Origin of the sequence: Psychromicrobium xiongbiense, from assembly GCF_030271165.1 — a bacterium.
Lineage (GTDB): Bacteria > Actinomycetota > Actinomycetes > Actinomycetales > Micrococcaceae > Renibacterium > Renibacterium xiongbiense.
On sequence record NZ_JASSZH010000043.1, the window covers coordinates 1 to 25,234 of the forward strand.

Genomic DNA, 25,234 nt, shown 5'->3' on the forward strand with positions numbered 1-25,234 from the left:
GGTCAGGGTCGAGCCCGGGAACTTCTTGGCGAACTCGTCGGTGAGCCACTTCTGAGCGCCGGTTGAGACCGAGTCTTTCATGAACCACACGCGCAGCTTGGCGGGGGTGGCGGTGGAATCGGAGGTCGATCCACCGCCACCCCCACCACATGCGCTCAGCAGTGCGGCTGCGCCGAGGACGCCGCCCAGGCCCAGAAGCCCGCGGCGGGACAGTGCTTGCTTGGCAGCGTTGGTGTTTGCGCCATTTTCCATCAGTTGACTCCTCCGTCTTGCGGGCGACTGTGACTCAGCCGACACCGTGTTGATAAGGAAGGGAATCACACTTTGGGAGCTTGGTGAAAGAAGTTGGGCTTAGTTCGGTGCCGAAGTTTGTTCAGGGCTGGATTGTGTCATCGCCAGGCCATGACGCCCGCGATTCCGGCATGTGACGGGCGTGTAAATCCGGGGCGAAATCGGACTCGTACGGGAACATCGGCCGCTTGATCCGGTGGTGCCCCAGCCGAATCAAGTCCTGGTCCACGCCACCCGGAGTCAGCGCCAGCATCCAGTCCTGGGACATTGCAAAAAGTTCCGGTTCGAGGTACCCGATCTTCACCACCACGAGGTCGGCTTCCCGTGGATTGAGCCCGTTACGGGTGAAATCCGATTCCAGGTGGTAGGGCTTGCGACGCTCGGTCAGCAGGATGTTGACCGGACCCGAAGAAAGAACCACCTCGATGCCTGCCACCGGATCAGTGTTCACCACATGCTTGATGACGCCGGTGACGGTGACCGGCGGGTGCGGGCGGTCATCGACCCTGGCTCCGATCGTGACGGTCACCGTGCTGCCCAGTCCTTGTTCCTGGGCAATGCGCCAGCATTCCCGTGCTGCCTCGGCATCCGGGATGGACGCGTAGATGACGTTCTGCCCTTCCAGCCGCGGTTCAGCGAGCAACTGCGCAAGCGTCCAGGTGACGTCACCGGCGCCGCCAGCGGTCGGGTTATCGCCGGAGTCGCTGAGGAAGTAGGGGCGCTTGTCGCTGGCGAGCATGGCGTCGAGGCACTCGTCCAGGGGTGCAGCCGGGGCGACGAAATGGAATTCTTCGCGCCGGTCCCACATCTGGCGTGCCAGCTTCTGCGCCTCGGTGGAAATGACCTCCCAGTCGTCGCCGGTGACCATGATGACGGCGTGGTTGCGCGGCTCATCGGCCCAGGCGTACCCGATCCACAGGGCGGCATCGAGCACCTCAGGCAGCTCGGCGATCTCCGCCACCTGCCGGTACAGGCTCTTGGCGGGTTCATCGCGGGTGCTGGTCTTTTCGCCGGGCAGCAGGATCGGTACCGGAATCCAGGCTTTGAGCGGACGCTGCCCGGAGTCGATGACGGAGAGCAGGTTCCGCGCGGTGCGTTCCTTCGTCTCCAGCCAGTCCTCGTGAGGTGCCATCCGGTAGCAGCTGGGTACATCGAGTTGCCAGGCCAGTACAGGTGAGACGTTGCCGTGCAGGTCCATGCCGGAGGCGAAGACGGTCTCCGGGCCGGTCAGCTCGCGCAGCGCCAGGATCAGATCGCCCTCGGGATCGTCCAGGCCCACTACGCTCATGGCGCCGTGCAGATCGACATAAAAACCGTCCAGAGGCCCTTCTGTCACCGCAGCAGCAACGGCGCTGCAGATGGTGGCCTTCATGGACTGGTAGTCCTCCAGCGGGACGGCACCGCCGGGAATGGAGCGGAAATGAACCAGAGGCAACCACTGTGCGGTTTCACGCACCGGTTGGCCCGGGGCGAAGAATTCGTAGTAGTCCATGATCTGTTCACCGTCGCGGCGCACAAAACCGGCTTCGGTGGTGCGCGCAGGGGAGTAGGTACTGGCTTCAAGGGCGATCCCAGCGATCGCAATACGAGGTAGAGTCACGGCAGCCAGCTTAAGCGCGTCAGACCTTCTGCCATAGGGTGCAGCAAGCGCTTCTGTTTGTTCGTCAACGAATAAAGTCCGTGGTACTGCCGGGCCGGACTGGCCGCTCCTAAGCTGAAAAGACAGAATTTTCAAAGCGCTTGTTTCCACGCTTTGTTCGAAGATTTGACGTTATTTCGTTTGTTGCTGAGGAGTGGCATGAAGATTGGTTTCAGTTCCTACAGTTTCTCCGGTGCTCTGGCGGATGGTCGTCTGGATCTGCCGGGCGTCCTGAGCTGGGTCGCCGAGCGTGGCGGCACCCATATCGAGATCTCCGAGGCGGGCCTGCCGGCGCCGCTGACGGTGGAATCTGCCCAGGCGCTCAAGGCTCAGGCAGATGCATTGGAGTTGCCGATCCTGAACTATGTCGTGGCAGCGAATTTCCGCCAGGCGGATCCGCAGGCGGAGGTGGAGCGGCTTAAGGGTCAGCTCGACATCGCCCATGCGCTGGGTGCTCAGTTCTTCCGCCACGATGTGGTCGAGTGGGCCTGGCGTGAATCCTCCCAGGCCGAGCTCGAAGAGGTGTTTGCCCAGATCGTTCCGCTGGTCCAGCAGATCGCTGACTATGCTGCGACGCTTGGCATCACCACCTCCGTGGAGAACCACGGCTTCTTCATGAACAACAGCGAGCGCATCTCCCGTCTGCTGTATGCGGTGGATCGCCCCAACTTCAAGGTCACGCTCGACGTCGGCAACTTCCTCTGCGTGGATGACTCGCCGTACGCTGCGGTGGCCCGGTTGGCTCCGCAGGCCTCCGTAGTGCACCTGAAGGACTTCTTCATCCGTACCGAATTCCCCGGCGAGGGCTGGCTCACCACCCTGTCCGGCAACTACATCCAGGGCTCGGTCACCGGATCCGGTGACCTGGATCTGCGCCGTATTCTACGCACCGTTGCCGCCAATGGCTTTGACGGGAACCTCTCGATCGAATACGAAGGTGCCCAGGACTGTCTGAGCGCCTGCGAGCAGGCCCTGGCCAACGCCCGCCGTCTGCTGGCCGAGGTGACCGCATGAGCGCCGCACCCGTCCGGGTTGCCGTCATCGGCCTCGGAACCATTGCTGACGAGCACCTGAAGGCCTATCGGGACTCGCCCGAGGCCGAGCTGGTGGCGGTCTGCGATATCGACGGAGCCCGGGCAGCACAGCGTGCCGAGCAGTACAACGCGCGCGCCGTGACCGACGCTGCCGAGATCTTCGCGGACCCGGGCATCGACGCGGTGAGCATCTGCACCCGCAATGACACCCATGCCCCGCTGGTGATCGCCGCTCTTAACGCTGGCAAGTACGTGCTCATTGAGAAGCCGATGACGACCACGGTGGCCGAGGCTGAGGCGATTCTGGCCGCGGAACAGGCCTCCACGGCGGGCTTGCAGGTGGCGTACGTGCGCCGCTTCTCACCCAACGCTGAGGTGCTCAAGCAGTTCATCGATGCCGGTGATCTGGGTCCGATTTACTACGCCAAGGCGAGCTGTCTGCGCCGGGTGGGTAACCCCGGCGGCTGGTTTGCGGATAAGTCGAAGTCCGGCGGTGGGCCGCTGATCGATCTGGGCGTGCACTTCATGGACATCTGCTGGTACCTGATGGGCTGCCCGAAGGTTGCCCGGGTCTCCGGTGCGGTGTTCCACAAGCTGGGCAACCGGGCCAATATCAAGAACCTGAGCCGCTACCTCTCCGCAGATTTCGATCCGGAGCTCAATACCGTGGAGGATCTGGCGAGCGCCTTCGTCACCTTCGACAACGGTGCTGTGATGCACTTCGACACGAGCTACTCACTGCACGGGCCGGATGAGGTCAAGGTGCAGATCTTCGGTGAGAAGGGCGGCGCTCAGCTGGAACCGGCGCTGAAGATCTACACCGAGCAGCATGACACGCTGGTCGATGTGACCCCGGTGATCAACTCACTGAGCTTCGACCCGGTCGGATACCGCAAGGAGATCGACTACTTCCTGGCTACCGTGCGTGGGGAGGTTCCTCCGGCTGCACCGGCAGAGCACGGTCTGGAACTGATGAAGATCCTGGCGGCGATCTATCAGTCGGCTGAAGAGGATCGCGAGATCGTTCTGTAAAACTGACACCATCTGACAACGCGAACGGTTTTCGCGAACGGTAACGGAAAAAGCACCCGCAATCGCGGGTGCTTTTTCCGTTACCGTTCGCGAAACATCTCAGGGGGTCTTCTTGAGGCTCTCCGAGATGACCTGCATGATGCCGGCATCGGCCAGGGTGGTGGCGTCGCCCGCCTCACGGCCTTCGGCGATGTCCTTGAGCAGACGGCGCATGATCTTCCCGGAACGGGTCTTGGGCAGTTCCGGGACCACCAGGACGCGCTTGGGCTTGGCGATCGGGCCGATCTCCCGACCCACGTGGTTGCGCAGAATCTGCTCGATCTGCGGGTCGGCCACACCGTCCACCAGGGCGGAGCCACGCAGGATGACGAAGGCCACCACGGACTGGCCGGTGGTCTCATCGGCAGCACCCACAACGGCGGCCTCAGCGACCGCATCGTGGCTGACCAGGGCGGACTCGATCTCGGTGGTAGACAGGCGGTGCCCGGAGACGTTCATGACGTCATCGACCCGGCCGAGCAGCCAGATATCGCCGTCCTCGTCCTTTTTGGCGCCATCGCCGGCAAAGTACATGTTTTCGAAGCGGGACCAGTAGGTGTCCTTGTAGCGCTCCGGATCGCCCCAGATGCCGCGCAGCATGGAGGGCCAGGGGGAGCGGATCACCAGGTAACCACCCTGTCCGTCAGCCACCGGGTGCCCCAGATCGTCGACGACGTCGGCCTCAATGCCGGGCAGCGCGATCTGCGCCGAGCCGGGCTTGGTGGCGGTCACCCCGGGCAGCGGGGAGATCATCATGGCACCGGTCTCGGTCTGCCACCAGGTATCCACGATGGGGGTCTTGCCGCCGCCGATCACGTCGCGGTACCAGATCCAGGCCTCCGGGTTGATCGGCTCGCCCACTGAGCCCAGCACCTTCAACGAGGACAGGTCGAATTTGGCGGGGATGTCCCGGCCCCACTTCATGAAGGTGCGGATGGCGGTCGGAGCCGCGTACAGGATGGTGACCTTGTACTTTTCGATGATCTCCCACCAGCGGCCCTGGTGCGGAGTGTCCGGAGTGCCTTCGTACATCACCATGGAGGCGCCGTTGACCAGCGGGGCGTAGGCGATGTAGCTGTGTCCGGTGACCCAGCCGATATCCGCCGCGCACCAGTAGACATCCGTTTCCGGGTGCAGATCGAAGACGTATTTGTGGGTGAAGGCCGTCTGCGTCAGGTAGCCGCCGGTGGTATGCAGGATGCCCTTGGGCTTACCCGTGGTGCCGGAGGTGTAGAGGATGTAGAGCGGATGCTCGGCATCATGCGGGACGGGCGTGTGCTCCGCTGAGGCAACCTCCACGGTGTCCGCCCACCAGAGGTCGCGTCCCTCGACCCATTCGACCGGCTCACCATTGCGCTTGACCACGATGACGTGCTTCACGGTATGCCCGGGCGCCTGGAGTGCGGTGTCCACGGCTGGCTTGAGGGAACTGGGCGCGCCACGGCGGAAGGTGCCGTCCGCGGTAATGACCAACTTGGCTTCGGCATCGTCGATCCGGTTGCGCAGCGCCTCGGCGGAGAAGCCGCCGAAGACCACCGAGTGGATGGCGCCGATCCGGGCGCAGGCGAGCATGGAGATCACGGCCTCCGGGACCATCGGAAGGTAGATGGCGACCCGGTCACCCTTGTGCACGCCGAGCGCTTCGAAGGCGTTGGCGGCCTTCTTGACCTCCTCGGTCAGCTGGGCGTAGGTGTACTGGCGCGTGTCGCCCGGCTCGCCCTCCCAGTAGATTGCCACCCGGTCCCCGTTCCCGGCTTCCACATGGCGGTCCAGAGCGTTGTAGGCAGCGTTGATCTCCCCACCGACGAACCACCGGGCGAACGGCGGATTGGACCAGTCCAGGGTCTGCTCGAACTCCTTGCTCCAGCTCAGCAGTTCGCGGGACTGCCGCGCCCAGAAGGCTTCACGATCGGCCGCGGCTTCGGCGTAGATGGTGGGCTGTGCCAGCGCCTGGGCGGCAAATTCGGCACTCGGCGGGAATTTCCGGTTCTCGTGGAGCAGATTTTCCAGGGCCTCGCTGGGCTGCGAGTTTTCACTGTTCTGGGACATCGTTGGCCTCGTTCCATGGCTGTGGTGATGAGCTGGGGTGCGAACGTCACCTCGACGCCGTGAGAGGTCAACCATGACGGTCCAACGACGGAGGGCCATCGCCACCCGAGCAGATTCGTTACCCACCCTATCGCTCAGAATGACAAAGATGAGTGTGTGGTCCGCGCTGTGACCACACGTGACTGTCTGACCGCGTATGACGGTCTGAATGAGTGGCGTCATTCCCGCGCCGTGCCTCGTGATGACGACTGTGCACGGACTGTGTTCCTGCTGGCGCACTTGGGTTCCGCTAATAGATTTACTAGGGTGATTGAGGGACTACCGCCGACGACCGATCCGTTCAGGGTCGACAAGGAGCCAGAGTGAGCCAGACCCAACCGAATCAGCCCGGCCAGTCGGGGCATGCTGCCCCCTACGGGCAGGCACCGCAAATCTCCGGCTACGGACAGCCGCTTCCCTATGGGCAGAACCCCCAGGCGCCTGGCTCCTATGGACAGGGTTCCTATGGACAGCCGCCGCAGGGTGCTGCGTTTGGCCAGCCCGGTCAGCAGGGTCAGCCCGCGTATTCCGGGCCCGTCGGCGGATGGGGTTCCGGGCAGGCGCCTGCGACTGGCGCACCTGGCGTCGGCGCGCCCAATTCCGGTATTCCCAGGGCCAATGCGCCCTTTGGGCAGCATGGCGGGCCATACCAGCAGAGTCCCGGCCAGCAGAACCCGGCTCCGCTCCACCCGCAAGGCGCTGGGGCTCAGCCTGCCGCTGCCCGCGCATCGGGCGGCGCGGTGTTGGGCCCGCTGACTCTGCGGGACATCGTGATCTTCGCCTCGGTGATCGTCATTCTGATCGGCACCATCCTGCCGCTGGGCCTGTACGGCGGGGCCAACTACTGGACGGCGACCACCCTGTTCTTCCTCGGCATCGGCATCCTCCTGCCGCTCGCCGCTGCTGCGCTGTTCCTGGTCCGACGACTCAACCCGACGTCCACGGTTCGCCTGGGATCGCTCACGGTGGACCAGTTCGGCTCTGTCGTGGCCAGCTTCGCTGCGTCCTACTTCTTCTTTGCCACCGTGACGACCTACAGCTGGGCCTTCCTGATCGCCTTGATCGGTGCGCTCGGCCTGCTTGCAGGAACTTTTGCCGCCCAATGGATTCCGGCGTTCAAGGAATCCCAGGCTGCGGGTGCTCCGGCTGCGGTGCCATCAGCGGCAACGCCCGCACAGGCCCAGGCAGTAGCTGCCGATGCCGGCCAGCCCGGACAGTACGCTGGGGCGCCGGCAGGCTCTGGTGTGCCGGCTCTGGGTGTTACCCCGGTGACCGCACCTGCGACGGAGAAGAACCAGGGCGCTGGCCCCGGCCTTGCAGCCGCGGGAGTAGCCGGTGCCGCTGTTGCTGGTGCGGGCGTCGCCGGCTTGGTTGCTGCCAACGGCTTCGGCAAGCCCGCAGAGCAGAATGCTCCGGCCGGGCAGGAGGCCCCTGCAGGGCATGACGTTGCAGGGTCTGCGGAGACTCCCACCGGGGAGGCCGCGCAGTCGCCGGTTGCCGGGTCATCGATTGCTGAATCCCCGGTGGGGGAGTCGCCGGCTGCTGCATCATCGGCCGGGACCCCAGAGGATGCGGCTGCCACCGAGGCGCCTGCGGCGTCGCATCCAGTGACCGAAGTCCCCGGATTTGGTGCTCATACACCGGGTGGCCAGGCCGCTGGTGGACAGGCCACAGAAGCTCAGGCACCAGAAGGTCAGCAGGCTCCGGCTGCACTGGCTTCGGATGCCTCGGCCACGCCGGAATCGGTGGTGGAATCCGCCCCGGAAACCTCGGCTTTTGCGGCTGCGCCGACCAGTGCTGCGGCCGAACCTGAGACCTCATTGCCCGAGACCTCATTGTTTGAGGCACCTCAGGTGGCTGAACCCGTGCTGAGTGAGGCCGTGATTGACTCGGCCCCGCTGCAGGAGGTCTCGGCCCAGGCTGCGCCCGTGCAGCCGCAGCATGCAGAGACCACGCTGATGGAGGCCGTGCCGGCTGCCACCGAATCCTTCGGATCAGCGTCCTTTGCGCCGGAGCCTTTTGCAGAGGATCCCGAAGATGCTCCCACCGTCTTGCGATCGGATCTGCTCGGCCAGGTGCGTGGGGCTGACGCTTTCGACGCGCTGACGTCCGAGCACCCGGCGTCCGAGCACCCGGCGCCCGAGCATCAGACGTCCGACCACTCGGCATCGTCCGCTACGGCAGAGCCGGAGCGAATCCAGGCCACGGTGGATCCTCAGGTCTACCCAGAGGGGCGCGGCAGCCACGCCCGGTCCTTCGAGGAGTCGGCACACGCCGCCGAGGCTGGAGCAATCGTGGGCCGCACGGAAGAGACCAGTGAACCGCTGGCCTACCAGGCGTTCTGGTTTGCTGTGGACCGCCCGCGCGCTGTTGTCGATGAACACTCCGGTGCTTTCCTCTACAACATTGAGCCGGGCTCCTGGTTCCTTGCCCTACAGGACCGCGGGCATGATTTCCTGGTCCAGAACTCGGAGGGGCGCCTGGGCGTCCTGCGGGACCTCAGCAATATTGAGCGCGCGCCCGAAGATGGCTAAACGCGCTCGCCGGGCGGGCGTCATCGTGGAATCACACCTGGCGCTCGTCCGGAGAGCACGCAAGATCAACCGCATCCTGGCCCGGGCCTATCCTTATGCCCACCCGGAGCTGGATTTCCACAATCCCTTCGAGCTGTTGGTGGCCACGGTGTTGTCCGCCCAGACCACCGATGTGCGGGTCAATCAGACCACTCCGGCGCTCTTCGCCCGGTATCCCGATGCGCTCGCACTTTCCCAGGCCAGCCTGCCGGAGCTGGAGGACCTGATCCGGCCCACCGGCTTCTTCCGGGCCAAGGCGAAATCCCTCCACGGCCTGGCAACCCGGCTGGTGGACGAGTACGACGGCGTCGTGCCCGGCAATCTGAAAGAGCTGGTGACACTGCCGGGAGTGGGCCGCAAGACCGCGAACGTCGTGCTGGGCAATGCCTTCGGCGTACCAGGCATCACGGTGGATACCCACTTTGGTCGACTCGCCCGCAGATTCGGCTGGACCACCTCGGAGGACCCGGTGGTCATCGAGGCCGAGGTCGGCGCGCTGTTTGAACCCGCAGAATGGACGCAGCTCTCACATCGGGTGATTTTCCATGGCAGGCGTGTGTGTCACGCCCGTAAACCGGCCTGCGGAGCCTGCGTGGTGGCGGATCTCTGCCCCTCCTTCGGCATCGGTGAGACCGAGCCGCAGGCGGCGCGGGCACTGCTCAGTTATGAGCTAGCGCCGGGTAAGGAGGCCTTGCTGGCGGCCATGATGGCGAATGTGGAGGACGCCGCAGCCCTCCGTCAGGCGGATCAACGGCAGGTTTCTGGCCGTGTTTCTGACAAAGCCACGGTGACCTCAGCATGACTGATGTGATCGGCACTCGAGGCGGCGGCGGACCCCTGGCCGGACGTAGTGCACTGACCGATCTGCAACAGCTTGCCCTGCGGGCTGCCGCGGGCCGAATCGACGGCATGCAGGACGAAATGCGAATGGCGGCAGGCGCCCGCGGCGAATCGCCAGGGCTGCCCCAGCTGCCCGTTCCGCCCCAGCTGCCCGCGTTGCGCGCGGCACGCCAGGCGGCTGTGCTGGTGCTTTTCGGCGCACGGGATGGTCTTCCGCACACCGATCCGGCGGCGCTGGCACCTGAGGACTGCGATGTCCTTCTGGTGGAGCGGGCCGCCACACTGGATGACCATCCCGGCCAGATCGCCTTCCCCGGCGGTGGGCTGGATGAGGACGACGACGGCATGGTCGCCGCCGCTGTGCGGGAAGCCGTGGAGGAAACCGGGTTGGAGGCGTCCGGGGTGCAGGTGCTGGGACAGCTGCCGCTCACGGAGCTGGCGGTCAGCAATTTCGCCGTGACGCCGGTTCTGGCCTGGTGGGCGGAGCCGTCCCCGGTGTATGCGGTGGACCCCGGCGAATCCGCCCGGGTCTTCCGGGCCCCGGTGCGGGAGCTGCTGGATCCTGCCAACCGGCTGGTGTCCACTGTCCGCCGGGGGAGTGCCACCTTCCGGAGCCCGACCTTCCTGGTGCAGGACGCCGTCGTCTGGGGCTTCACCGGCGGCATCCTGAGCCGTCTGTTCGAGGAACTGGGCTGGGCCCGGGACTGGGACATGAGCCGGGAGATGCCCGCGCCGCTGTAGTGAAATATCGCTATTTGGCCTCGTCATAGTGATCCACCACGGCGATGCTTACCGGGATGTCCAGCGGTGCCTGACCGAAAAGCAGCTCCTTGGCGGCTTGCGCTGACTCGGTGATCAGCGTGCTGACCTGCGCAGTGACGGACTCCGGGCAGTGGACCATGACTTCGTCGTGCAGGAAAAATACCAGGCGGGATGCAAGCTCAGGCCTGGCTCTGAGCCTGCGGCGCAATTCGGCCAGCCAGCAGGAAGCCCATTCTGCAGCGGTTCCCTGCACCACGAAATTGCGTGTGAAGCGACCACGGGAGCGGGCCATGGAATCGGCGCGACGTTGCTCGGCCTCCGAGGTGGTCCGCTGCGCGGCCAGCCATCCGGCCGAAGGAGCGGGGGAGGAGCGTCCCAGATACGTCGATACCAGTTCGCCCCGTTCGCCCGCCCTCGCAGCCTCCTCGACCAAGCCGACGGCGGCGGGATAGAGCCGGGCCAGCTGTGGCATCAGACGGCCGGATTCACCCGTCGTCGCCCCATACATGGCGCCGAGCATGGCCACTTTGGCTGCGGCGCGGCCGCCGCCGAATCCCTGGTCTGCAATCCCGGCGTAGAGGTCCTGGCCCTGGGCAGCCCGGGCCAGGGCGTCATCGTGAGCCAGCGCGGCGAGCACCCTCGGTTCCAGTTGGGCGGCATCGGCCACGATGAGCTTGTGCCCGGGGTCCGCATGGACGGCTCCGCGCACCTGCCTGGGGATCTGCAGGGCACCGCCGCCACGGGAGGCCCACCGCCCGGACACCACCCCGCCCACCATATATTCGGGGTGGAAACGCCCCTGATGCACCCATTGGTCCAGCCACACCCAGCCGTTTGCGCTGTACAACCGCGCCAGTTTCTTATATTCCAGCAAAGGCTCGATGGCCGGATGGTGGAACTCGCGCAGTTCCCAGGTGCGGGTGCTTTTGGCTTCGATGCCGGCCCGGCGCAGCGCACGGATCAGCTCCTGGGGTGAATCGGGGTGCAAGGTCGGCGCCTTGAGCTCGGCGCGGACCCGGGCCAGCAGCGCCTCCATCCTGGCCGGGCGCTCGGTACCCCGTGGCCGGGGCCCGAGGGCCTCCTCCAACAGGGCTTCATGCAGCTCACGGCGCCAGGGGACACCCTCGTGCTGCATCTCCGCCGCAATCAGTGCACCAGCTGATTCGGCGGCAAGGAGCAGGTTCAGTCGGCCGGGTTGCACGGAGGTGGCGACGGCACGCAACTGGGCCTGGAACTCCGGCAGGAGCTCGGCGCTCGCGGCACCACGCTGGCGGGGCCGCTCGGCCGTCTCGAAAAGACGCTGCTGCTCGGGGGCCTGCTCGATGCTTTCAGCCGCGTCAGGTTCCGGCAGCTCGCGATGTTGTTCCGGTGTCAGCCGGGGGTATCCGGTCTGCTCGGTGGCGACTGATCCGGCCAGAATCGCCTGACAGAGCGCCAGATCATGGCAGCGCTCCACCTCCACTCCCTGGCGGAGCAGAGCGGGGTACCAGAGCTGCGCCCGTTCCCAGACCCACCGGGGGCGGCTGGCTTCCACCTCGCGCACAACGCCGGCCAGCTGGCTCAGGGGGACCCGCCGGGCTGCGCCGAGAGGCTGGCCCTGGGCATCGCAGGGAGTCAGCTCAACGTGCTCTTCAGGCGCAGGGGCGAGGAGGACGTACATCACCCATCTATTGTGGTGCACGGCACCGACAGCAGCGGATGGCGTCAAGGTTTTGAACATTTACCAGCCAGCTGCCTGCCATGCGCCCCGTGAATTCAGGAGTTCGCGGTGCCGGGCCTGCGGTAAGTGCTCAAAACTTTGACGCGCCAGCGAGGTGGAGCAGGGCGACGGTGTCAGGCGAGCCCGGTGGGCGAGCAGTACTCCTCCTCCCCAATGACCTCAAAGCGTTGTTTTGCCCACAACGGGCTGAACCGCCCTCGTTCTGGTGCCGGTCCGTCGGCAGGGTGGATCCATGACCCAGGAACTCATCGACAGAGGCCGTCGCAGTACGCTGCACCGTACGGCACCGGGCTCCCCGGTGGGTGCTCCACACCGATGGACTCCGGCGCCGGTCTGTTCGGTGGCGGTACTCACCGAGTCTGCCGCCTTGAAGGACGCCGCCGTGACCCTTGCCGTGGCTGCCGGAACGGACGTGCACTACGGAGCGCCGCAGCGTGGGGATGCTGCCGTGCTGCTCGGTGTTGACCAGCTCAGCTCCGGGCGAATTCCGCGCCGCCCCGGGACTCCGGTCATCGCCCTGGGCCTGGATGCGGATGTCACCCTCTGGGAAGCTGCGGGGCGTGCAGGAGTAGACCAGGTGGCACCTCTGCCCCAGGCGGCTTCCTGGCTGGTGGAGTTTCTGGGGGCGCTGCGTGAATCGCCGGAGCGGGCACGGCTGATCGCGGTGCTGGGCGGGTGTGGCGGAGCCGGCGCGTCATCCCTGGCGTCGCTGCTGGGGCTTCGCCATGCGCAGAGCGGCCTGGCCTCGCTGGTGATCGATGCCGATCCGCAAGGTGCCGGGCTGGAGTACCTCCTGGGTGAACAGCCGCGCGGCCAGGGTGTGGACTGGGCTCAGCTTGCACACACGCAGGGATCCCTGGACCCCAGCCAGTTGGCTGCCGCGCTGCCCCTCACCGGGGGGTGCAGCCTGCTGGGTTTCGGCCGGGGCGAGCGGCGGTCAGGAACGCTCTCAGCCGCACCAGCCGTGCTCGATGCCGCGCTGCGGGCGTTCGAATCGGTGATGGTCGATGTCGGGCGGACCGGCGATGAGGCCGAATCGATCATGGCCCGGGCTGATCTGACCCTTCTAGTCGTTCCCTCCTCGGTGAGCTCCCTCCTGGCGGCCAGGCAGGTCTTGCCGATGCTTCCCACCGGCAACACTGCGGTCGTGGCGCGTGCGCCCTTCCCCGAAGGTCTCGACGCCGATCTGGTGGCCGAGGCGCTGGGCCTGCCGCTGTTGGGGACGATGCCGCGGCTGCGGAGCCTGCCCCGGATCGCGGAACAGGGTCGGCTGGGGGATCTGGCCGGGCATCGGGGCATCCGCAGGATCGCGCAGAGTGCACTCCTTGAGGCGAGTGGGGTAGCGGCATGAGTTTTGACGGTGCAGACAACGGCTTCCTGGAGACCGTGCGGCAGCGGGTGATCGGCGAGGGGCAAACGGTCACCGGCGCCCGCGTCGCCGAGGCGATCCGCGCCAGTGGACGACTTCTGGGAACCAGCGGAATGCTGGCAGCCACCGAGCGGATCCGCGCCGAGCTGACCGGGTTGGGGCCGCTAGATCCTCTGGTCAATGAACCAGGGCTGACAGACATCTACGTCAATGCGCCGCAGGAAGTGTGGTGGCAGCGCGGAAATGGTCTGGAGCGGGTTCCAGTGACGTTCGATGACGAGGAGCAGGTCCGGGCGCTGGCGGTGCGGCTGGTCGCGGCTGCCGGGAAGCGTCTCGATGAATCCACGCCTTGCCTGGATGTCCGGCTACCCGGCGGAATCCGGGTTCATGCAGTGTTGCCTCCGCTCTCAGCCGGAGGAACAGTTCTTTCCTTCCGGTTACGCAGGCCACGGCCGTTCTCGCTCGAAGAGTTGCAGGATCTCGGCTCGATCGATGCCCGCATGCGGACGCTTCTGCGTGAGCTGATGGCATCCCGGCTCAACGTGCTGATCACGGGCTCCACCGGAAGCGGCAAGACCTCCCTGCTGGCGACGCTCCTGGGGCTCTGCCCGGCACGGGAACGTCTGGTGCTGGTGGAGGACACTGCCGAGCTGAACCCGGACCATCCACACGTCCTGGGGCTGGAAAGCCGCGCGGCCAATGTTGAGGGTCAGGGCGGCATCGGCCTTGACCGTCTGGTCCACGAGGCCTTGCGGATGAATCCTGACCGGCTTCTGGTGGGCGAGTGCCGTGGGGCGGAGATCAGGGAGCTGTTCACCGCACTGAATACCGGACATGCGGGCGGCGGGACCCTGCACGCCAACAGTGCGCAGGACGTTCCGGCCCGGCTGCAGGCCCTGGGAGCGTTGGCGGGGATGACCACTGCCGCGACGAATCTCCAGGCAGCCAGTGCTCTGGACGTGGTGATCCATTGTGAACGCCACGGTGGTGTGCGAAGGGTCAGCCAGATCGGGCTCCTTGCGATGCGTGAGGGCGAGCTTCTGGTCCACATCGCGGCTTCCTGCGTAGCCTCTGGGACGGTGGAAGGTCCGGCGTGGGCCGAACTGCAGCATCGGATGCAGCCATGATGCTCTGGATCGTGCTGGGTGCCGCAGCATTCCTGTGCTGCTGGTCACCGCGGCCGGCGCTGCTGGCTCCTCTCCGTGGGCAAGGGGCCAGTGATGACAGGCTTCGTCGCGTCGGTACAGGTGCAGGCCGGGCGGCTCAGCGCGTTCCTTATCGGGTGGAGGCAGCGGACGTCATCGCGCTGGTGCGACAGATCTCCGCGCTCCTCCAGGGCGGTCGGGGAACCAGCGCACTCTGGCAGGAGATTCATACACTCTGGGCACGGACTCCCGGCAGGGGTGAGGGCACCGATGCCCGGACCCGTCATAGTCATGATGCGCTGACGGCCTTGCTCGGCCGGGTGGAGGCCGCCGCCAGGCTGGGGCTGCGCGTCTCCCCGGTGATCGAAGACTGGGCGTCGTCCCTTGAGATGCGGGGTTCCTGGTGGGTACGGATTCAGTCACGCACCGCTGGGTCTTCGCCCTCCGCGGCGGAGGCTCTGGGTGACCTTGCCGCCGCCATCGCGATCTCGGAGCGCAGTGGTGCACCTCTGGCCGCTTTGCTGGGGCATCTCGCAGAGCACTGGGACGAGCGCACCGATGCTCAAGCCCAGCGCCGCACCGCACTGGCAGGCCCGCAGGCGACCGCGCGGATCCTCGGCTGGCTGCCGCTACTGGGCCTGCTGGCCGGATACGTCATGGGAGTTGATCCCCTCGGGGCGCTCCTGGGATCAGGCGTCGGCTGGGTGGCCCTGGGCATCGGTATCGCTCTGATGGTTCTCTCCCGCTGGTGGATGGCAGCACTGATCCATCAGGCGGCGAGTCTGAGATGACCCTGCTCATGGTGATCGCACTGCTGGTCGCGGCGGCTCTGCTGCTCACCTCGGCCGTGCCGTCGGCCGCGATCCAGGCTGTTGCCGCACCCCGGTCCAGCGACAGCCCCGCAGAGAACTCTGCCGGTGTCGGGGTCCGGGATCCTGCCATGCTCCTGGAGCTGGTTGCCTGCATGCTGGAGTCGGGGAGTCCCCTTCCTCGGTGTATCCGGCATCTGGCCGGGATTGCGGAGCCGCACTGCGGCGAGCAGCTTCTGGTGGTGGCGCATGGGCTCGACCTGGGCCTGGAATGGGACAGCGCCTGGCAGGGTGCCCTGGCGCATGTCGACCAGGGGCTCTCCGCGGCGCCCGGGCTGACGCCAGGGGCGCTGAACCGGCCTGTCACCTCGCCGCGCAGTTCCTCGCTGCGGCTGCTGTCCCAGCTGGAGCACGCTCTGCGCTCGCTGGCGCTGACCGGGGCGCCATCGGCCTCGATGCTCCGTGCGGAGGTCGGCAGACTGAGGCGTCAGGAACATCGTGAACTTCAGCGACGCGCAGCCTCGCTTGGCGTCCGTCTGGTCCTGCCCATGGGCCTGTGTGCGCTCCCGGCCTTCTTTGCGCTGGGGGTGATCCCCGTGCTTCTGGCCCTCCTGCCCCGGATCTAGGGGCCCTTCCGCTCTCCCTTGTTTCCCCTCCTGCAACAACGTTTCCCCTTCCACAACAACCCGAAAGGATCCATCATGTTCACTGATACCCTCGATCGCCAGGCCCCGGTTCCGCAGGATTCATCTGTTTCGACGGAGCAGCCGCAGGCTGTCGAGCCCCCTGGGCAGGCGGTGACTGCCCGCCGCATGCCACCCATCGAGCGTTACGGTGAGTGGGGGATGGCGACGGCCGAGTACGCCATTGCGACGCTGGCAGCCGTGGGTTTCGCCGGGTTGCTGGTGGTGATCCTGCGCAGCGATGAAGTCCGGGGATTCCTGATGAACATCATCCGCAGCGCTCTGAGCCTGGGCTGACCGTGCGTGCCGCCCTCTGGCGTTCCAGGCCTGGCCGTCCGCCCCGGCCAGGCCGACACCCTTCATCCAGCAGAGGCTCTGTCACGGCTGAGTTCGCGGTTCTGCTGCCCGCGATGACCCTGTTGTTGGGCTTGCTGATCTGTGGTGCGCAGGCCGGGCTGACTCAGCTTCGCGTGGACGATGCCGCCCGCGCCGGGGCCAGAATGGCGGCTCGGGGTGAGTCGGCGGCTACTGTCGGCGCCGAATCCGGGCGCGTCGCGGGTTCTTCTGCCGCAGTCGCGGTGAGCGCTACGGACGGGTACATCACGGTGAGTGTGAGCAGCCCGGTCGATGGCCCTTTCGGGGCGCTCTTCGCCCTCACCGCACGGAGCAGCGTGACAGCGCGCTCGGAGGGTCTGCCATGAGCCCGGTCATGACTGCCGGCGCACATGATGACGCCGCGAAGCGGCCGGAACGGGAACCTGATCTTCCGGACCGGGGTTCCAGCACCGTGGCGGTCATCGGGATCGCTGTGGTGGCGCTGGTACTGCTGCTCGCCCTGGTGGCCTTCGCCCAGGTCGCCTCGGCATCCCGTCGTGCTGCAGCCGCTGCGGATCTGGCGGCTCTCGCCGCTGCAGACGCGGCCAGAGGCCTGATCGACGGGGATCCTTGCCAGGTGGCGGCAGACGTCCTCGCCCGTCAGAGCGCAGAACTGCTGGACTGCCGTCTGGAGGGTGAACCGGCGGACACGGTGATGGTGCGTGCCGGGGTGCCACTGGGCGGAGCTCTGGCGGCTCTCGGACCAGCGCAGGCTCAGGCCCGGGCCGGCCCACCTCTGGAGGATGCGACTCCGGAAGGCTCGCCAACGGGGAGCTCGGCCACCCCAGTCGATCTGGCCGGATCCTCCGCCAGAATCATGGTCAACAGGTCCACCGCACCGGCTTTGTCCAAGGGGTTGTTCTTGTTCCCGCACTTGGGGGACTGGACACAACTTGGGCAGCCTGTTTCGCAGTCGCAGGCCAGGATGGCATCCCGGGTCGCCTGCAGCCAGGTGTGGGCCGCCTCGAATCCACGCTGGGCAAAACCTGCACCACCGGCATGCCCGTCATAGACGAACACCGTGGGCTGCCCGGTGTCCTCGTGCAAAGCGGTGGACACTCCTCCCACGTCCCAACGGTCACTGGCAGCGACGAGCGGCAACAACCCGATGGCGGCATGCTCAGCTGCGTGCAGCGCCCCCGGGAATCGGGAGGTTTCCAGGCCATGAGACGTCAGGAAGCCGGCATCGACGGTGAACCAGAAGGCCTTGGTGAACAGGTCCCGGGCCAGCAGATCCAGCGGCTCTTCGCCCAGCACCTCGTTGGAGACAAGGGCCTTTCGCTGGAAAGCCACCACCTGGGTGCGGACCTGGACCTCGCCGAAATGAAGCTCCACTGCTCCCCAGCGCTCATGACGCAGGCTCTGGATCACCTCGATCTGGGTCAGATCGCGGGCCGTGGTGTAGAAGTCGGGCCACGCGCGGCGCACCAGAACGCAATGTGCCTCTTCATCGAGTTCCTCGACCAGATAGCTGGTGCCCTGATGGGTGTATACCGCTCCACGATGGGTCTGGTGATGCGACAGTGCGGAGCCGATGGTGCCCAGTACCGTACCGGTCTCCGCCTCGATGATGTTCAGCGGGGATCCGCCCTCGCGCAGGCTGACCAGGGCGGCGGCACTCTGCGGGTGCGTCCAGAACCATCCCGCCGGGCGGCGCCGGAGGTAGCCCTGGGCCACCAGCGAATCGAGAAGAGCCTCCGTACCGGGGCCGAAAAGTTCCAGATCGGCTGGCCCCAGCGGCATTTCCGCAGCCGCAGCGCACAGATGTGGCCCCAGAACATAGGGGTTTTCCGGATCGAAAACACTGGCCTCGGCCGCCCGGTCAAAGACATCTTCCGGGTGGTTCACCAGATAGGTATCCAACGGGTCATCGCTGGCCACCAGAACCGCCAGAGCCTCCTGGCCAGCACGCCCGGCCCTGCCGAACTGTTGAAACAGCGAGGCTCGGGTTCCCGGCCAGCCTGCTACCAGAACGGCATCCAGACCCGCCACGTCGATGCCCAGTTCGAGGGCGGAGGTACTGGCCAGCCCCAGCAGAGTCCCGGACCGCAGCGAAACCTCCAAGGCGCGACGCTCCTCGGGCAGATACCCACCGCGATAGGCGGCGACCCGATGCGGGAGCGAGGGGTCCACCTCGCCGAGCAGACGTTGGCTGGTCCCTGCGATGGCCTCGGCACCGCGTCGGGAGCGGATGAAGGCCAGAGTGCGAACCCGCGAGACCACCAGATTGGTCAGCAGGTCTGCCGTCTCAGCAATACTGGTCCGTCGTTCAGGCGCCCCGTTTTCCCCGGTGAACTCGCTCAGTGCAGGCTCCCACAGGGCCACGGTGACCGCTCCATGGGGCGAGGCATCCTCGGTGACCGCCCTAGCAGGGGCTCCGATCAGCATCGAGAACGCCTCAGCGGGGTTACCGCTCGTGGCGGAGGCTCCGGCAAACACCGGAGACGACCCGTGGTGTTCGCAAATTCTTCGGAGTCGACGCAACACCTGGGCCACATGGGAGCCGAAGACCCCACGGTAGCCATGAGCCTCATCCACCACCACGAACTGCAGTCGCCGGAAGAACGCGGACCACCACTCATGGTTGGGCAGGATGCCGAAGTGAAGCATGTCCGGGTTACAGAGGACCACATTGGCATGATCGCGAATCCAGCGTCGCTCCGAGAGATCAGTGTCGCCATCGTAGGTGGCTGCACGCAGGGTCGGCAGGCCCAGGGCCCGGAGGGACTGTAACTGGTCCGCTGCGAGCGCCTTGGTGGGGGAGAGATACAGGACGGTGGAGCGCTCCGCGAAGGTTCCCGGCGAGGCCTGCGCAGCACGCTCCGAGCAATGCACGGCGTCCAGGGCTGGGAGCTGGTAGGCCAGAGACTTCCCTGAAGCGGTACCCGTTGCCAGGATGGTGTGTTGCCCGGCGTGCAGAGAATTCGCTGCTTCCACCTGATGTTTCCAGGGCTCTGCCACACCGCGGAGCTGAAAGGCCTCCACGATCTCGGGATGCACCCATTGCGGCCAGTCCGCCGTGACAGCTTCCCGAGCCGGGAGCATCCGGACATGACGCAACTGCGGGGGCTCGGATCCGCGACCGAGCAGGTTCAGCAGATCCTGAGAACCGGACGGGAGGGGGACAGCGGGAGTCACTGTGCCATTCTGCCACTCGATGCCTGCAGCACAGGGGCCCGGATCAGATCCGGGCGCCAGGCCGGGAAAGGCATCTACCATAGATGGGTGGCTATTCACCGCATCGTTCTCTTTTATGCCTTTCAACCTGTCGCCGATCCTGATGCCGTGCGGCTCTGGCAGCGTGCCCTCTGCGAGCAGCATGGCCTGCGTGGTCGGATTCTGATTTCCGCTCAGGGCATCAACGCCACCGTGGGTGGCGAACTGGATGCCGTGAAGCGCTATGTCAAAGCGACCAGGGAATACTTCCGCTTCATCGACGTGAAGTGGTCCGACGGTTCGGCGCAGGATTTCCCCCGGCTCAGCGTGAAGGTGCGCAAGGAACTGGTCAGTTTCGGTGCCCCCGACGAGCTTCGGGTGGACGCTGACGGCGTGGTAGGCGGCGGCCAGCGGCTCAGCCCGGAGGAACTGCACCGGCTGGTCGAGGAGAAAGACGTCGTGTTCTTCGACGGCCGGAATTCCTTTGAAGCCCAGATCGGCCGCTTCAAGGACGCCGTGGTGCCGCAGGTGGGCGCGACCAGGGATTTCGTGGCAGAGCTGGATTCCGGCAAATACGACGATCTCAAGGACAAACCGATTGTCACCTACTGCACAGGCGGCATCCGCTGTGAAGTGCTCTCTTCCCTGATGGTCAACCGTGGTTTCTCCGAGGTTTACCAGCTCGATGGCGGCATCGTCCGCTACGGCGAACAGTACCGGGATTCCGGGCTCTGGGAGGGATCGCTCTACGTTTTCGACAGCCGGATGCACCTTGAGTTCAGCGAAGATGCCAAGACACTGGGCGCCTGTGCGCGGTGCTCGGGCCCCACCTCCCAGTTCCGCAACTGTGCCGACCCCGAATGTCGCGCTCTGACCTTGTTCTGCGAGGACTGTCATGCCCGCTTTCCCGAACTGCGCTGTACCGGCCACGCTGCCTGATCTCCCTCAGCAGTTCCGCGCCGGTGGCTCAGCACCCCACACCCTTCGGAGGATCCATGACCCCGCCCGCAGAGACCGATGCGACAGCTCTCAACGCTGAGCTGATCTGTGCCCTGAGCCAGGACCTCCAGGACGCCCGGTACACGGTCGATGCCGTAGCGGAGCTGCTGGGCGAGGGAGCCTACGAGGCGCTGGGTCGGGAGCAGCCCATTCCAGCGCAACTCGCCGTCGAGCGGCTGCTCGGCTCAACCCTCGCACCCGGCTCAGCAGCCGCGAAGCCTCTAGGCACCAAACCCGAAACGACGCTGGCCGCCGTCATCGCACTCTTCCTGCTCGCCGCACCGCTTCACCGGACAATCGTTGACAAGGCGTTCTCACGGCTCGGAGCCGCAGGTCTGCTTGGGCTGAACCTGGTGGAAACGACGAATGGTGTGGAAACGGACGGTGCTCTCCGGGCCCGGGTCGATCTGCGCCCCTATGCCTTCGTGGACGAGCAGGGCGAGGCGGAACTCTGGGTCGCCAGTGACCTCTCTGCCACGCAGCGCCCCGGCGTCCTGCGTCACGACCATGTACTCGGCATCGGCCAGGCTTCGCTGACCCTGGCGCAGGCGACCATCCGTACTCCTGTGCCTCGGGCGCTCGATCTCGGTACGGGTTGCGGCATCCAGGCCTTCCACCTGCTCCGGCACGCCGAGCACGTCACGCTGACCGATATCTCCGCCCGGGCGCTCGCCTTTACCCGGTTCAACCTGCTGCTCAACGCCGGGGCGCTGAACCTGGATCCGGAGCGGCTTGAGGACCGCGTGTCGATCCGGCTCGGTAGCCTCTTCGAGCCGGTCCAGGGTGAGCACTTCGACCTGGTGGTCTCCAATCCACCCTTCGTCATCACGCCCCGGCACCAGGGCGAAAGCGCTGAGGACCAGTTCACCTACCGCGATGGCGGCCTGCCGGGCGACGAACTGGTGGCGGCGGTGCTGCGCGGACTTCCGGCGATACTGGCCGATGGCGGCGTGGCCCAGCTGTTGGGGAACTGGGAGATTCAAAACAAGGACTGGTCCGCCCGGCTGAGCGAGTGGATCGACCCTGCGCTGGAACCCTGGGTGATCCAGCGCGAGCAACTGAGCCCGCAGCGGTACGCCGAAACCTGGCTGCAGGATGCTTCGGAGGCTCGCGATCCACAGCTGTACCGCGCCGCCTACCGGGATTATCTGGCAGATTTTGCCGCCCGGCAGGTGGAGCGCATCGGCTTCGGGCTGATCACCCTGCGCAAGCCCCAGCGGCCCCGCGGCGCGACGCAGAAGGCGCTGAACCCGCTGTCGGGTCGCTTCGAAGAGTTGCTGCATTCCCTGGAAACTCCGCTGGGGCCGCATCTCGCGGCGACCCTGGAACGCCGGGACTGGCTCGCCGGCACGGGACCCGAGCTCAGGGCCGCCCGGCTGCTGGTACCCGCTGACGTCACGGAGGAACGCCACCAGCGCCCGGGAGATGAGCATCCGCAGGTGATTCTGCTCCGCCAGGGTGCCGGGCTGCGTCGCACCGCTCTGCTGAGCACGGAGGCGGCAGGTTTCGTCTCCGCCTGTGACGGGAGCTTCACCGTCGGCGCGCTGACCGGTGCGCTGGCCGCGCTGCTGGAGGTCCCGGTGCAGGAGCTGGAATCAGCGCTGATACCGCAGATCTGTCAGCTGGTGGACGACGGCTTCCTGGTTCCAGCAGCCGACCATGCCGAGGACACGGACGAGGCCCCGGCAACGTAATTCCGGTGCCCACTGCTCCTGCACAGAGCGCACAGAAATCCACGAACCGTGCGAGAGTATGGTGAACTAGGCATTTGAGACGTGTCCGGGGAGCGACGCGTCCGCCAGACGGCATCTCGTCCGCCGTCAGCATCAATGAAGTAGGAGCACCGTGCCCAGCAAGGCGTCCAGCAGTAGCAACACCGGGAAAACCCCTGGGAAAACACCCCTGAAGACCGGCCGCAAGCTTGTCATCGTGGAGTCCCCGGCGAAGGGCAAGACCATCGCCGGGTACCTTGGCGCGGGCTTCGACGTCGAAGCGTCCTACGGTCATATTCGCGATCTGCCCCAGCCCTCAGACCTCCCTGCAGAGCTGAAGAAGTCCTCCTTCGGCAAGTTCGCGGTGGATGTGGACAACCATTTCGAGCCCTACTACGTAGTCCCCACGGACAAGAAGAAGCGCGTCACCGAGCTCAAGGCAGCGCTCAAGGGTGCCGACGAGCTCTTCCTCGCCACTGATGGTGACCGCGAGGGAGAAGCCATCGCCTGGCACCTGCTCGAGGTGCTCAAGCCCAAGGTCCCGGTGCACCGCCTGACCTTCCCCGAGATCACCAAAGAAGCGATCCAGCGCGCCATGGGTGAGCTCCGCGAGGTCGATATGCCGATGGTCGATGCGCAGGAGACCCGACGCATCCTGGACCGCCTCTACGGCTATGAGATCTCCCCGGTGCTCTGGCGCAAGGTCTCCCGCGGACTCTCCGCAGGGCGTGTCCAGTCCGTGGCCACCCGCCTGGTGGTCGAGCGCGAGCGGGAGCGCATGGCGTTCCGGTCGGCATCGTACTGGGATCTGCTGGGCGAGTTCGCGCCCGTATCCGGTGCAGCCTCGGAGCAGGGGTTCAAGGCCAAGCTGGTAGCGCTCGATGGCGCCCGGGTCGCCACGGGGCGCGATTTCTCCGATACCGGTGTACTCACCGCCAAAAACGTCACGCACCTGGACCAGGCGGCGGCGACTGCGCTCGCGGAGGGCCTGCAACAGGCCGAGTTCACCGTGCGCTCAGTGGACCACAAACCGTACACCCGCCGCCCCGCGGCCCCTTTCACCACCTCCACCCTGCAGCAGGAAGCCGCCCGTAAGCTGCGCTTCCCGGCCCGGGTGACCATGCGGGTGGCGCAGAGCCTGTACGAAAACGGCTACATCACCTATATGCGTACCGATTCCACGGCGCTCAGCGACCAGGCGGTCACGGCGGCCCGACGCCAGGCCGCGGAACTCTACGATCCCTCCTTTGTGCCGGACCGTCCACGCGTCTACGCCAGCAAGGCCAAGAACGCTCAGGAGGCCCACGAGGCCATCCGTCCCGCGGGGGATTCCTTCCGGATCCCGGCCCAGGTGGCCAAGGCGCTCAGCTCCGATGAGTTCAAGCTGTATGAGCTGATCTGGAAGCGGACCGTCGCCTCCCAGATGGCCGATGCCCGGGGTTCCACCGCCTCGGTGCGGTTGGGCGCGCTCAGCCGCCCGCAGCCGGGTGCCTCCGCTCAGGATGCTTCCCCCCGCGACGCGGAATTTGCCGCCTCCGGTACCGTCATCACCTTCCAGGGCTTCCTGGCCGCCTACGAAGAGGGCAAGGACGAGGCACGGAACACCGACGATGCCGCCGCTGAAGGCGCTGCCGGACGTCTGCCCAATCTCGCGGCCGGGGATGCGCTGAGCACCCAGGTTCTGGACGCCATCGGGCACGAGACCTCTCCGCCACCGCGTTACACCGAGGCCTCCCTGGTGAAGACTCTGGAGGAGCGCGGCATTGGGCGTCCCTCGACCTACGCGGCCACCATCTCCACCATCATGGACCGCGGATACGTCAGTCAGCGCGGCCCGGCTCTGGTGCCGACCTGGGTGGCGTTCTCCGTGGTGCGGCTGCTGGAGCAGTACTTCGAAGACTATGTGGACTACGACTTCACGGCCGGGATGGAAGAGGATCTGGACCGGATTTCGCGCGGTGAGGAGACCGGACCCAACTGGCTGCAGCAGTTCTATTTCGGTGCCGATGACGGCTCCGGCCTGCTGCCGATTGTGGAGAACCTGGGCGATATTGATGCCCGGGAGATCAACTCGGTGCCCATTGCCGACGGCATCACGCTGCGGGTGGGCAAGTTCGGGCCTTATCTGGAGAAGCCAGTTCCTGCCGGTTCCCCCGAGGGGACGGAACCGGAGCGCGCCAATGTCCCGGAGGATCTGGCCCCGGATGAGCTCACTGCTGAGAAGGCGATTGAGCTGATCAATACGGCTGCGCCGGAGGAGCGGGTGCTCGGTGCTGATCCGGTGACCGGGCACACCGTGGTAGCCAAGAACGGCCGCTATGGCGCCTACGTCACCGAGGTCATCCCGGAGCCGACGGCCGAGGAGCTGGCGAACGCCCCCGTGGAGTACTACAAGAACGGCAAGCCCAAGCCCCCGAAGAAGCCGGTCAAGGCCAAGCCGCGTACCGGCTCACTATTCAGCTCGATGACGGTGGAGACCGTGACTCTGGACGAGGCACTGGCGTTGATGAGCCTGCCGCGGGTGCTCGGTACCGACGAGGAGGGCCAGGAGATCACGGTGCAGAACGGGCGCTTCGGCCCGTATCTGAAGAAGGGCAGCGACTCGCGGTCGATCGGCTCCGAGGACGAGATCTTCACCATCACGCTGGAACAGGCGTTGGAGATCTACTCTCAGCCCAAGCAGCGTGGTGCCCGTGCAGCTGTCCCGCCGCTGGCTGAATTCGGTGATGACCCGGTCTCGGGCAAGAAGATCGTGGTCAAAGAAGGGCGCTTCGGCCCGTACATCACGGACAGCGTCACGAATATCACCGTGCCGCGGGCGACCCCGATCGAGGAACTGACCCGGGAACGCGCCGTCGAACTGTTGGCGGAAAAGCGGGCCAAGGGCCCGGTCAAGCGGCCGACGACGCGTGCCAAGGCCCCGGCTCGCAGAAAGACCGCTGCCCGCTAGGGCGCAGAGGGGTGAGTT

The 25,234-nt window shown here is 66.1% G+C and carries 18 protein-coding genes and 2 pseudogenes; 15 read left to right on the forward strand and 5 right to left on the reverse strand.

The annotated features are described in order from the left end of the window. Nucleotides 1-252, reverse strand: a pseudogene (locus QQM37_RS13390) (hypothetical protein); the annotation flags it as partial. Between the two features lie 121 nt (nt 253-373). Next, nucleotides 374-1,891, reverse strand: a complete 1,518-nt coding sequence (locus tag QQM37_RS13395; RefSeq protein WP_285728119.1) for a M81 family metallopeptidase — start codon at nt 1,889-1,891, stop codon at nt 374-376. Nucleotides 1,892-2,089: 198 nt separating this feature from the next. Between QQM37_RS13395 and QQM37_RS13400 the strand changes: the two genes are divergently transcribed. Together QQM37_RS13400 and QQM37_RS13405 are read left to right on the forward strand one after the other, a co-directional pair. Further along, entirely contained in the window at nt 2,090-2,944 is an 855-nt protein-coding gene (locus tag QQM37_RS13400; protein ID WP_285728120.1) for a sugar phosphate isomerase/epimerase family protein, read from the forward strand. Next, nucleotides 2,941-3,996, forward strand: a complete 1,056-nt coding sequence (locus QQM37_RS13405) for a Gfo/Idh/MocA family protein (protein ID WP_285728121.1) — start codon at nt 2,941-2,943, stop codon at nt 3,994-3,996. Before QQM37_RS13400 ends, QQM37_RS13405 begins: the two co-directional genes overlap by 4 nt. 99 nt (nt 3,997-4,095) lie before the next feature. Here the strand turns inward: QQM37_RS13405 and acs are convergent, their stop codons facing one another. After that, nucleotides 4,096-6,084, reverse strand: coding sequence for an acetate--CoA ligase (gene acs / locus QQM37_RS13410; RefSeq protein ID WP_285728122.1), 1,989 nt, complete (start codon nt 6,082-6,084; stop codon nt 4,096-4,098). 362 nt (nt 6,085-6,446) lie between these two features. On the opposite strand from acs, the gene QQM37_RS13415 reads away from it, so the two are divergent. The 3 genes from QQM37_RS13415 to QQM37_RS13425 are packed head-to-tail and all read left to right on the forward strand — an operon-like array spanning nt 6,447 to nt 10,277. Beyond that, complete coding sequence (locus QQM37_RS13415) at nt 6,447-8,657, forward strand: hypothetical protein (protein WP_285728123.1); 2,211 nt, start codon at nt 6,447-6,449, stop codon at nt 8,655-8,657. Next, nucleotides 8,650-9,498, forward strand: coding sequence for an endonuclease III (gene nth / locus QQM37_RS13420; RefSeq protein ID WP_285728124.1), 849 nt, complete (start codon nt 8,650-8,652; stop codon nt 9,496-9,498). Before QQM37_RS13415 ends, nth begins: the two co-directional genes overlap by 8 nt. Then, entirely contained in the window at nt 9,495-10,277 is a 783-nt protein-coding gene (locus QQM37_RS13425; RefSeq protein WP_285728125.1) for an NUDIX hydrolase, read from the forward strand. Before nth ends, QQM37_RS13425 begins: the two co-directional genes overlap by 4 nt. A gap of 10 nt (nt 10,278-10,287) precedes the next feature. Here QQM37_RS13425 and QQM37_RS13430 read toward each other — a convergent pair whose 3' ends face one another. Beyond that, nucleotides 10,288-11,958 (reverse strand): bifunctional 3'-5' exonuclease/DNA polymerase, encoded by a 1,671-nt coding sequence (locus tag QQM37_RS13430; protein WP_285728153.1) that lies wholly within the window; start codon nt 11,956-11,958, stop codon nt 10,288-10,290. A gap of 292 nt (nt 11,959-12,250) precedes the next feature. Here QQM37_RS13430 and ssd point away from each other — a divergent pair, with 292 nt between their 5' ends. From ssd to QQM37_RS13465, 7 genes and pseudogenes are all read left to right on the forward strand, one after another. Beyond that, nucleotides 12,251-13,369, forward strand: coding sequence for a septum site-determining protein Ssd (ssd, locus tag QQM37_RS13435; protein ID WP_285728126.1), 1,119 nt, complete (start codon nt 12,251-12,253; stop codon nt 13,367-13,369). Further along, nucleotides 13,366-14,514 carry a TadA family conjugal transfer-associated ATPase gene (locus tag QQM37_RS13440; protein WP_285728127.1) on the forward strand — a complete coding sequence of 383 codons (1,149 nt, stop codon included), beginning with the start codon at nt 13,366-13,368 and terminating at the stop codon, nt 14,512-14,514. The genes ssd and QQM37_RS13440 overlap by 4 nt, the downstream gene beginning before the upstream one ends. Beyond that, the gene (locus tag QQM37_RS13445) at nt 14,511-15,323 is read left to right on the forward strand and encodes a type II secretion system F family protein (protein ID WP_285728128.1); all 813 of its coding nucleotides are present in this window, start codon (nt 14,511-14,513) and stop codon (nt 15,321-15,323) included. Before QQM37_RS13440 ends, QQM37_RS13445 begins: the two co-directional genes overlap by 4 nt. After that, complete coding sequence (locus tag QQM37_RS13450) at nt 15,320-15,967, forward strand: type II secretion system F family protein (RefSeq protein ID WP_285728129.1); 648 nt, start codon at nt 15,320-15,322, stop codon at nt 15,965-15,967. The genes QQM37_RS13445 and QQM37_RS13450 overlap by 4 nt, the downstream gene beginning before the upstream one ends. Nucleotides 15,968-16,042: 75 nt before the next feature. Then, complete coding sequence (locus QQM37_RS13455) at nt 16,043-16,321, forward strand: DUF4244 domain-containing protein (protein ID WP_285728130.1); 279 nt, start codon at nt 16,043-16,045, stop codon at nt 16,319-16,321. A 2-nt stretch (nt 16,322-16,323) separates the two neighbouring features. Beyond that, nucleotides 16,324-16,725 (forward strand): TadE family type IV pilus minor pilin, encoded by a 402-nt coding sequence (locus QQM37_RS13460; protein WP_285728131.1) that lies wholly within the window; start codon nt 16,324-16,326, stop codon nt 16,723-16,725. 8 nt (nt 16,726-16,733) lie between these two features. Next, a pseudogene (locus tag QQM37_RS13465) lies at nt 16,734-17,072 on the forward strand (Rv3654c family TadE-like protein); the annotation flags it as partial. Between the two features lie 41 nt (nt 17,073-17,113). Here QQM37_RS13465 and QQM37_RS13470 read toward each other — a convergent pair. Further along, on the reverse strand, nt 17,114-19,618 hold the full coding sequence (locus QQM37_RS13470) for a DEAD/DEAH box helicase (RefSeq protein ID WP_285728132.1): 2,505 nt from the start codon (nt 19,616-19,618) through the stop codon (nt 17,114-17,116). Nucleotides 19,619-19,624: 6 nt separating this feature from the next. On the opposite strand from QQM37_RS13470, the gene trhO reads away from it, so the two are divergent. The 3 genes from trhO to topA all read left to right on the forward strand — a co-directional run bounded on the left by trhO (nt 19,625) and on the right by topA (nt 25,216). Next, complete coding sequence (trhO, locus tag QQM37_RS13475; RefSeq protein WP_285728133.1) at nt 19,625-20,494, forward strand: oxygen-dependent tRNA uridine(34) hydroxylase TrhO; 870 nt, start codon at nt 19,625-19,627, stop codon at nt 20,492-20,494. A 56-nt stretch (nt 20,495-20,550) separates the two neighbouring features. Next, nucleotides 20,551-22,248, forward strand: coding sequence for a DUF7059 domain-containing protein (locus tag QQM37_RS13480; protein WP_285728134.1), 1,698 nt, complete (start codon nt 20,551-20,553; stop codon nt 22,246-22,248). A gap of 151 nt (nt 22,249-22,399) precedes the next feature. Next, a complete protein-coding gene (gene topA / locus QQM37_RS13485) occupies nt 22,400-25,216 on the forward strand; it encodes a type I DNA topoisomerase (protein WP_420030172.1) in 2,817 nt (938 codons plus the stop codon). Nucleotides 25,217-25,234 lie beyond the last annotated feature (18 nt).

What these genes read in the sequence shown, in the direction of transcription:
- QQM37_RS13400 (WP_285728120.1), top strand. Translation starts at nt 2,090, where the DNA reads ATGAAGATTGGTTTCAGTTCCTACAGTTTCTCCGGTGCTCTGGCGGAT.
- QQM37_RS13405 (WP_285728121.1), top strand. Translation starts at nt 2,941, where the DNA reads ATGAGCGCCGCACCCGTCCGGGTTGCCGTCATCGGCCTCGGAACCATT.
- acs (WP_285728122.1), bottom strand. Translation starts at nt 6,084, where the DNA reads ATGTCCCAGAACAGTGAAAACTCGCAGCCCAGCGAGGCCCTGGAAAAT.
- nth (WP_285728124.1), top strand. Translation starts at nt 8,650, where the DNA reads ATGGCTAAACGCGCTCGCCGGGCGGGCGTCATCGTGGAATCACACCTG.
- QQM37_RS13425 (WP_285728125.1), top strand. Translation starts at nt 9,495, where the DNA reads ATGACTGATGTGATCGGCACTCGAGGCGGCGGCGGACCCCTGGCCGGA.
- QQM37_RS13430 (WP_285728153.1), bottom strand. Translation starts at nt 11,958, where the DNA reads ATGTACGTCCTCCTCGCCCCTGCGCCTGAAGAGCACGTTGAGCTGACT.
- ssd (WP_285728126.1), top strand. Translation starts at nt 12,251, where the DNA reads ATGACCCAGGAACTCATCGACAGAGGCCGTCGCAGTACGCTGCACCGT.
- QQM37_RS13440 (WP_285728127.1), top strand. Translation starts at nt 13,366, where the DNA reads ATGAGTTTTGACGGTGCAGACAACGGCTTCCTGGAGACCGTGCGGCAG.
- QQM37_RS13445 (WP_285728128.1), top strand. Translation starts at nt 14,511, where the DNA reads ATGATGCTCTGGATCGTGCTGGGTGCCGCAGCATTCCTGTGCTGCTGG.
- QQM37_RS13450 (WP_285728129.1), top strand. Translation starts at nt 15,320, where the DNA reads ATGACCCTGCTCATGGTGATCGCACTGCTGGTCGCGGCGGCTCTGCTG.
- QQM37_RS13455 (WP_285728130.1), top strand. Translation starts at nt 16,043, where the DNA reads ATGTTCACTGATACCCTCGATCGCCAGGCCCCGGTTCCGCAGGATTCA.
- QQM37_RS13470 (WP_285728132.1), bottom strand. Translation starts at nt 19,618, where the DNA reads ATGGTAGATGCCTTTCCCGGCCTGGCGCCCGGATCTGATCCGGGCCCC.
- QQM37_RS13480 (WP_285728134.1), top strand. Translation starts at nt 20,551, where the DNA reads ATGACCCCGCCCGCAGAGACCGATGCGACAGCTCTCAACGCTGAGCTG.